Below are 7,907 nucleotides of genomic sequence, written 5' to 3'. Positions count from 1 at the left end.
GCACGACCTCGACCACGCAGCCACCGCACAATCCTCCTCCTTCTTCCCCGCCACCGAGCCAGCCCCCGCCGACGCCGAGCGGCTCGGGCGGTACCGCTCCCGGCGCTGGCCAACCCGGCAGCCCGAGGCTCGCCACCCCGTCCGGGCGCGGACCCGTGTCAACCCCACTGGGCGTCGGTGAGGCAGCGCCGCCTCAGGCCGGACCCGTCGTCCCTGCCCTCAGGGGACCGGCACCGGTTGGCAAGGGCATGTGGATATGGGCGCCCCCGCGTCAGCCGGGACCGTCGGATACCGCCGTTCGTACGCCGGCGGACTTCTCGAGGGCGCTGCTGGCCACCCTCGGCGAGCCGAACACCGGCGCCAACGTGCAGGCCCTCGACGCGTGGCAAGCGGCGGAGGGGGGCTTCGTCCACCTGAACCCTCTCAACACGACGCAAGCCGCCCCGGGGTCGACGACGTGGAACTCCGTCGGGGTCAAGTCCTATCCGGACTGGAGGACAGCCATCAGGGCGAGCGCGCAGACCCTGAGGAACGGTCAGTACCGCGGGATCCTCGCCGCTCTGAAGACCGGACGCGACGCCGAGGCCGTGGCGCGCGCCGTCGCCGCGTCCCCGTGGGGCACGGGAGACTTCTCGCCCTACATCGGACAGCGCTACGTCGTCGCCACCGACGGGGCCGACGTCTCGGCCATCAATGCCATGGTGACCAGAGCCCAGGCCGCAGGACTGACCTACGTCGTGGTGCTCCTGGGGTCGAGCGAAGGCACCTTCGCCCAGCAGAGCTTCCTCGACGCTTTCCTGCCCTCCGCCCATGCCGCCAACATCCGGGTCTACGGCGCCGACGTGCCCAGCCTCACCAACCCGCAGGCAGACATCGCCCGGGCGCTCTCGGAGACCACCTACACGACCCCCGACCAGGACCGGATCGACGGCATCGTCGCGGACCTGGCGCCGGGGCCGGACGGCACTCTCGACGCGTCGGCAGCTCAGACGTACGGGAGCGGTCTGAGGGCCGCCGTGGGCCCCGACCTCCCCCTCATCGTCGCCGTTCCCGCCCATCCTGGTCCGGCGTCCGCCGCAGGGGCGCCCTCCGGGCCCCTGCCCCCCGTCCCGGCACTTCCGTCTGCGGCCCCGGCCTCTCCCTATGCCCAGCTGGTCGCACCCTTCGACGCCGTGGCCGTCATGGATCCCTCCACCGGACCGGGCCACGCCGACCTCGACCCGGCGCTGAGCGCCCTGGCCCCGCTGGGCAAGCCATTGATCCCGGTGGATCAGATGCCGACGGCCTCCCCACCACCTGCACCGGGAGCCCCGGATCCGGCGCGAGACCAGGTCCTCGGCTTCATCGAAGCGGCGGACGCCATGAAGGCCACCTCCGTCGCCTTCTGGAGCTGGGAGACGGCCAGTCAGTCGGTGTTCGACGCGCTCCAGGCCGCACCGCAGTTCAGCCTTCCGCCGGCCCCCGCACCCATGTCCGCCAATCAGGTGAGGAGCTGGCAGGCGCTGCTCACCGGCCTGGGGTTCCCCGCCCCCGCCTCCGGACAATGGGACGCCCCCACCACGGCGGCCGTGAAGGCGTACCAGCAGGCCGCGACCACTGCCCCGACCGGCACCATCGATGACGCGACGCGCAACAGCATGCTCACGCCCTTCCCCCCGCCCATCCCCGCCGACCTCCTCGCCGGCTCCCTCGCTGTCCCGGGAGGCGTGGTCGGACCCGGCGGCGCCGGACTGCCGCTGCCGCGTCAGTACCTGAAGAACGGGAGCGTCGACCAGGGGGTGGACTACTCGGCGCCGGGTGGCACGCCCCTGTACGCCATGGGCTCGGGCACCATCATCCAGGAGGGCATCGGCGGATTCGGGCCCAACGCCCCGGTGTTGCAGATCACCTCCGGCCCGCTGACGGGAAAGACCGTCTACTACGGCCACGCCGGGCCAGATCTCGTCCCGGTCGGCGCCCAGGTCGTCCAGGGCCAGCAGATCTCCAGCGTCGGCTACGGCATCGTCGGCATCTCGACGGGCCCCCACCTCGAGATGGGCTTCTGGCCCCTCGGCCACATGGGGGCGGGCCAGGCCATGCTCGACTACATCAACGTCGTCGCCCGGTCCACCGGTGGGTGAGGTCGTGCTCGTCGGTACGACCGCTATCGCTCGCTGAGCCCGGCTGCGCTCCCGGTACCGTAAGGCTGACATGTGATCGGCTGAGCCCAGGGCGCCGCATATCCGCCCGCCAGCTGATCGCGAGCGAGGAGGCCACGTGAGCGTCACGACGGTCGACCCGTCGAGCGGTCGACCACTGATCACGTACGACGAGACGACGCCCGAGGAGCTGGACGCCCTGCTCGATCAGGCCCACAGCGCGGCCCGCACGTGGGGTCGAACCGCACCCGCCCAACGAGCCGAGAGCCTGCGCCGACTCGCCCAGGTGCTGGGTGAGCGGCAGGAGGAGCTGGCCCTGCTGGCGACGCAGGAGATGGGCAAGCCGCTGGCAGAGAGCCGGGCCGAGGTGGCGAAGTGCGCCCGCACGTGCGACTGGTTCGCCGAGCACGCCCCGCCCCTGCTCGAGCCCGAAATGGTGCACACAGAGGCGATACGGTCCCAGGTCGTCGCCACGCCCCTAGGGGTCCTGCTGGCAATCATGCCGTGGAACTTCCCCTACTGGCAGGTGGTACGCGCCCTAGCCCCCGCGCTGGCGGCCGGCAACGTCGTGGTGCTCAAGCACGCCCCCTCGACGACCGGGTGCGCCCTGGCTCTGGCCGATGTCGCGGGCGCGGCCGGGTTGCCGCCCGGGACATTCTCGGTGATGGTCGTCGACACCGGGCGCACCGCCGACGTCACCGACGGCGTCATCGCCGACAGCCGCGTGGCGGCGGTCACCCTGACCGGCTCGACCCGCGCCGGGCGCTCCGTTGCGACCGCGGCAGGGCGGGCCCTCAAGAAGACGGTGCTGGAGCTCGGCGGGAGCGACCCCTTCGTCGTGCTCGCCGACGCCGACCTCGACGCTGCCGCGGCCTGGGCGGCGCGCAGCCGCTTCCAGAACACCGGACAATCCTGCATCGCCGCCAAGCGCATCATCGTCGAGGAGGCGGTCGCCGACCCGTTCACCGAGAAGCTGCTCGCCCAGGTAGGAGAGCTGCGGCTGGGTGACCCCACCGAGGAGGGGGTGACGATCGGGCCGCTGGCCCGCGAGGACCTGAGGGACGCAGTAGACCGCCAGGTCCGTGACTCCGTGGCGCAGGGAGCTCGGGTCCTGCTCGGCGGCCGCGTCCCTGATCGGCCGGGCTTCTACTACGCGCCGACCGTCCTCGACGAGGTCCGACCGGGCATGCCCGTACTCGAAGAGGAGGTGTTCGGCCCCGCCGTCCCGTTGCTGCGAGCCGCCGGCGCGGACGAAGCGCTGGGGCTCGCCAACGCCAGCTCTTACGGGCTTGGCAGCGCCCTGTGGACCTCGGACCTCGGTCGCGGCGAGGTCCTGGCCGCCCGCCTCGAGGTCGGACACACCGCCGTGAACGGCATGACCGTCTCCGACCCCCGCCTGCCGTTCGGGGGCGTGAAGGACTCGGGCTACGGCCGCGAGCTCTCTCACCACGGACTCTTCGAGTTCGTCGATATCCATGCCGTTGTCGTCAACGCTGCCGACGGGCCGCACGAGGACCGGGCGACGGCGAGCGAGTAGGCCTCGACCGCCGCGAGGACCGACGGCCGTCCCGAGTTCGACCGACCAGCAGAGAGGAGTGAGATGGCCACAGCAGCAGAGCTGATGGTGCGCTGCCTCGAACACGAAGGAGTCAGCTGCGTCTTCGGCATACCTGGCGAGGAGAACATCCACTTCACCGAGGCGATCGCCCGCTCGTCACTTCGGTACGTGCTGGTCCGCCACGAGCAAGCCGCGGCCTTCATGGCCGAGATCCACGGCCGCCTCACGGGTGCCGCGGGTGTGTGCTCCGCCACCCTGGGCCCGGGGGCCATCAACATGCTCCTCGGCGTCGCCGACGCCACGACCAACAGCTCGCCCCTGGTTGCCCTGTCGGCCCAGGTCGGCCTCAACCGGATCTACAAGGAGTCGCACCAGAGCGTCGACCTGGTCTCCATGTACGCCCCGGTCACGAAGTGGGCGTCCACCGTGCTGACCGGTGAGGCGATCCCCGAGATGTTCCGCAAGGCGTTCAAGCTGGCCCAGGCCGAGCGCCCCGGCGCGGTCTATCTGGCCGTCCCAGAAGACATCGAGGCCGCTTCGGTCATTCCCGACCTCTCGCCGCTCGAGCTGAACGTGCCGAGGCCCGATGAACCGTCGCCATCGCAGATCCGCCGGGCCGCCGATGTGCTGGACCACGCCGTCTCCCCCATCGTGCTGGCCGGCCACGGGGCGGCTCGCGCCGGCGCCTCAGAAGCCCTCATGGGCTTCGCGACCGAGCTGGGCCTCCCCGTCGCCACGACCTTCCACGGCAAAGGCGTGTTCCCCGACGACCACCCGAATGCCCTCGGTGCGGTGGGCTTCATGGCCCACGACTACGTGAACTTCGGCTTTGATCAGGCGGACGTCATCGTCTGTGTGGGCTACGAGCTTCAGGAGTTCGATCCCGCCCGGATCAACCCCCAAGCCGACAAGCGGATCATCCACATCAGCCGGTTCCCGGCCGAGGTGGACAGCCACTACACGGTGGACGTAGGCATCCAGGCCGAGCTGGGACGGACACTGGACGCACTGGCAACGGCGACCTCCCATCGCTTCGCCGTGGCCACGGCCGACGAGAAGATACGGGCGCTACTGGCCAGCGAGCTGGAGGCCGGGTCAGACGCGTCCTTTCCTGTGAAACCGCAGCGGCTGGTCGCCGACATCCGCGCCGCGATGGGCCGAGGAGACATCGTGCTCGCCGACACCGGGGCGGTGAAGATGTGGATGGCCCGCCTCTATCCGACCTACGAGCCCAACACCTGCCTCTTCTCCAACGGGCTGTCCACCATGGGATTCGCCCTGCCTGGCGCCGTCGCCGCCAAGCTGGCCTTTCCTGACCGCCGGGTGCTCGCCGCCGTCGGGGACGGGGCATTCCTCATGAACTCCCAAGAGCTCGAGACCGCCGTTCGGGAGCGCCTTCCGATGACGGTGCTCGTGTGGCAGGACGACGCCTACGGCCTGATCAAATGGAAGATGCAGCTCGACACGGGCACGGACGTCAGTACCGACTTCACCAACCCGGACCTGGTTGCCTACGCCGAGAGCTTCGGGGCCCGCGGCTACGCCATCCGCTCGGCCCAAGCGCTCCTGCCCACGCTGCGAGAGGCCCTGGACTCGGACACCGTGTCGGTCATCTCCTGCCCCGTCGACTACCGCGAGAACCTACGACTCACCTCGATGCTCGGAGAGCTCACCGGCCCCTTCTGAGGCCCCCCGTTATGCTCGCGCCTCATGAGCGTCGGACCAGGCACTGCCGTCGCCAACCGGGATGCCGGTCCACTCCAGATTGCGGGCTCTGCCGTGGTGCTGGGCCGGGCCCGCCTCGGAGAGGGATCGTTGCTCGCCGAAGGCGCGGTCATACGCTCCCAGGACGAAGGCGTCGAGGTCGGCACCGGATCGGCCGTGATCGAGAACGGCGTGGTCGTCGGCACCGCGGCCATCCCGACGACGATCGGGCGCCGAAGCACCTTCGGCCACCGCTGCATGGTGATCGGAGCAACGGTCGGCGACCTCTGCGAGATCGGGAACGCCTCGACGCTGATGCCCGGCTCCCGGCTGGGCGACCGGGTCTTCCTTGGGGAGGGAACTGTCGTGCCGCCCGGCACGACCCTGCCGAGCGAGGTCGTCGCCGTCGGACGACCAGCGAGAGTCGTGCGATCAGCGACCGCCGACGACCTCCGTCGCCTCTCCGGCCTGCGTGGCGGCGACCTGTCCGTACCGGAACGTACCGCCCTTACCGTCGAGCACAGACAGGGGACGATCGCCATGGGTCAGCTGTACGCCTACCGAGGCACCCTGCCGACCATCGCCGCCTCGGCGACCCTGTTCCCGACCGCCGAGCTCACCGGCGACGTCGTAGTCGGCCAGAGGACGATCATCGGCGCCGGCGTCAAGATCATCGGTGATTCCCACGGCCCGGTCCGCATCGGCGACGATGTCCAGATCCTCGAGAACACGGTCTTGCACCTGCTGCCGGACAACGAGCTCATCATCGAGAACGGGGTCATCGTCGGGCCCGGTGCGATGATCCATGGCTGTCACATCGGCGCCGGCTCGGTCGTCGAGCCGGGCGCCATCGTCTGCGACGGCAGCGTCATCGGCGCCGGCTCCATCGTCCGCGCCGGAGCCGTGGTCAAGCAGCGCTCTCGACTGGCGCCGGCTACCGACATCGACGGCTTGCCGGCCACCGCCGTAGGTCAACTCCCCCAGCCGCTCCAAGCGCCCACCTGGGCGCTGCGACCCGATGACCTTCCCGTACTCCATCGTGGGCCCTCGGGCCAGTGACGACCGTGCGTCACCTCGCGCATGCCATCGGCTCCACGGGCTCGAGCACACCCGCCTACCAGGTCGACATCCGAGTCGGCGCCCACCAGCTCCTCGGCGACGAGCCCGCTGGCGCCGGCGGCGGCGACATCGGCCCATCGCCGTTCGAGCTTCTCGCCAGCGCCCTGGCCGCCTGCACGGCCACGACCCTTCGCATGTACGCCGAGCGTCACGGCTGGGAGCTGAGCACCATCAGCGTAGAGGTGCGTTACGACGTCGACGACGACCAGCGAGGCACGATCGAGCGATCGATCACGGTTCCTCCCTCGCTCTCCGGCGAGCAACGCGAGGGTCTGGCGTCCATCGCCGAACGGACCCCGGTGACGCGGGCCATCCGCGCCGGTACACCCATCACGACGACCATGCGGCAAGGCACTGAAGGATGACGCAGTCATTGGACGGCACCGTGGCCTTGGTGACTGGGGCGTCCAGCGGCATCGGCGCGGCCGCCGCGACCGCGCTCGCCGCCCAGGGCGCCAACGTGGCGCTGGCAGCGCGGCGCCGGGACAGGCTGGACTCCCTCGCCGCTACCATCCGTGAGCAGGGCGGCACCGCGGCGGTGCTCGAGTCCGACATCACTGACGAGCCGCAGGCGACCGACGTGGTTGCGCGCACCGTTGCCGAGCTTGGGCGACTCGACACGCTCATCAACAATGCTGGCGTGATGCTGCTCGGACCGGCGGTTGGAGCGCCGTTGGCCGAGTGGCAGGGTCTGGTCGAGCTGAACGTGCTCGGTCTCCTCTACTGCGCGCACGCCGCACTCCCCCACCTGCTCCGCGCCGCCGAGGACGGCCCCCGCCATGTCGCCGACATGGTGAACATCAGCTCGGTGGCCGGTCGGGTGGTCCGCAGCGGGAGCAGCGTGTACAACCTGACCAAGCACGGTGTAGGAGCATTCAGCGAGTCCCTGCGCCAAGAGGTGACGAAGCGCTACGTACGCGTCTCACTGGTCGAGCCCGGCGCGACGGCGACCGAGCTCGCCAGCCACAACCGGCCCGAGATCCTCGAGTCCTTGAGAGGTCAGTTCGGGCAGAGGATGGAGGCCGAGGACATCGCCGACGCCATCGTCTACATCGTCACCCGACCGAGGCACGTCGCCGTGAACGAGATGCTCATCCGCCCCACGGAGCAGGAGCGGTAGCCCGAGGCGCTTGGCGGCCCGTGGGTCAGGGACATCCCACACCCGGTCATCAGCCGATGCGCTCGTGACGCTCGGCCACCACGTGGTCCCATTTGGCGGCCGGCACGGCAGCGGGGAGCGGTCGGGTCGGCCCGGGACGGAGCCCATCGAGCACGAGGTCCACGTGACGCTCCCAGATTCGCGGCGCGGTGCGGCGAGTGGCCTCCACGAGATCCGTGATCGTCCAGAAGAGGACCACGAGGTCCTGGTAGACGACGTCCTCACGCAA

Annotated in this window: 8 protein-coding genes; 7 read left to right on the top strand and 1 reads right to left on the bottom strand. The window is 70.4% G+C overall.

Going from position 1 to position 7,907, the window contains the following annotated elements:
* The 7 genes from VGF64_04285 to VGF64_04255 form a co-directional block, all read left to right on the top strand.
* A partial coding sequence (locus VGF64_04285) for a hypothetical protein (GenBank protein HEY1633952.1) occupies positions 1-181 on the top strand: 181 nt, incomplete at its 5' end.
* Positions 156-2,120 (top strand): peptidoglycan DD-metalloendopeptidase family protein, encoded by a 1,965-nt coding sequence (locus VGF64_04280; protein HEY1633951.1) that lies wholly within the window; start codon positions 156-158, stop codon positions 2,118-2,120. The genes VGF64_04285 and VGF64_04280, both read left to right, overlap by 26 nt.
* Before the next feature lie 136 nt (positions 2,121-2,256).
* On the top strand, positions 2,257-3,675 hold the full coding sequence (locus VGF64_04275; protein HEY1633950.1) for an NAD-dependent succinate-semialdehyde dehydrogenase: 1,419 nt from the start codon (positions 2,257-2,259) through the stop codon (positions 3,673-3,675).
* A gap of 63 nt (positions 3,676-3,738) precedes the next feature.
* Positions 3,739-5,382 (top strand): acetolactate synthase large subunit, encoded by a 1,644-nt coding sequence (locus tag VGF64_04270; GenBank protein ID HEY1633949.1) that lies wholly within the window; start codon positions 3,739-3,741, stop codon positions 5,380-5,382.
* Between the two features lie 24 nt (positions 5,383-5,406).
* Positions 5,407-6,459, top strand: a complete 1,053-nt coding sequence (locus tag VGF64_04265; GenBank protein ID HEY1633948.1) for a DapH/DapD/GlmU-related protein — start codon at positions 5,407-5,409, stop codon at positions 6,457-6,459.
* Positions 6,456-6,884 carry an OsmC family protein gene (locus VGF64_04260; protein HEY1633947.1) on the top strand — a complete coding sequence of 143 codons (429 nt, stop codon included), beginning with the start codon at positions 6,456-6,458 and terminating at the stop codon, positions 6,882-6,884. Before VGF64_04265 ends, VGF64_04260 begins: the two co-directional genes overlap by 4 nt.
* Positions 6,881-7,639 (top strand): SDR family NAD(P)-dependent oxidoreductase, encoded by a 759-nt coding sequence (locus VGF64_04255; GenBank protein ID HEY1633946.1) that lies wholly within the window; start codon positions 6,881-6,883, stop codon positions 7,637-7,639. Before VGF64_04260 ends, VGF64_04255 begins: the two co-directional genes overlap by 4 nt.
* Before the next feature lie 49 nt (positions 7,640-7,688).
* On the opposite strand, the gene VGF64_04250 is transcribed toward VGF64_04255, so the two are convergent.
* Positions 7,689-7,907: hypothetical protein (locus VGF64_04250; GenBank protein ID HEY1633945.1), on the bottom strand; the 219-nt coding region annotated here is incomplete at its 5' end.

The organism is Acidimicrobiales bacterium (assembly GCA_036491125.1).
In the GTDB taxonomy this organism is placed as follows: domain Bacteria; phylum Actinomycetota; class Acidimicrobiia; order Acidimicrobiales; family AC-9; genus AC-9.
Note: the sequence above shows the minus strand (reverse complement) of the source record. Positions and strands in the feature narration are given on the sequence as shown.

Bases quoted from the DNA above. Each gene is read 5' to 3' on its own strand.
- VGF64_04270 (HEY1633949.1), top strand. From the start codon at position 3,739: ATGGCCACAGCAGCAGAGCTGATGGTGCGCTGCCTCGAACACGAAGGA.
- VGF64_04265 (HEY1633948.1), top strand. From the start codon at position 5,407: ATGAGCGTCGGACCAGGCACTGCCGTCGCCAACCGGGATGCCGGTCCA.
- VGF64_04255 (HEY1633946.1), top strand. From the start codon at position 6,881: ATGACGCAGTCATTGGACGGCACCGTGGCCTTGGTGACTGGGGCGTCC.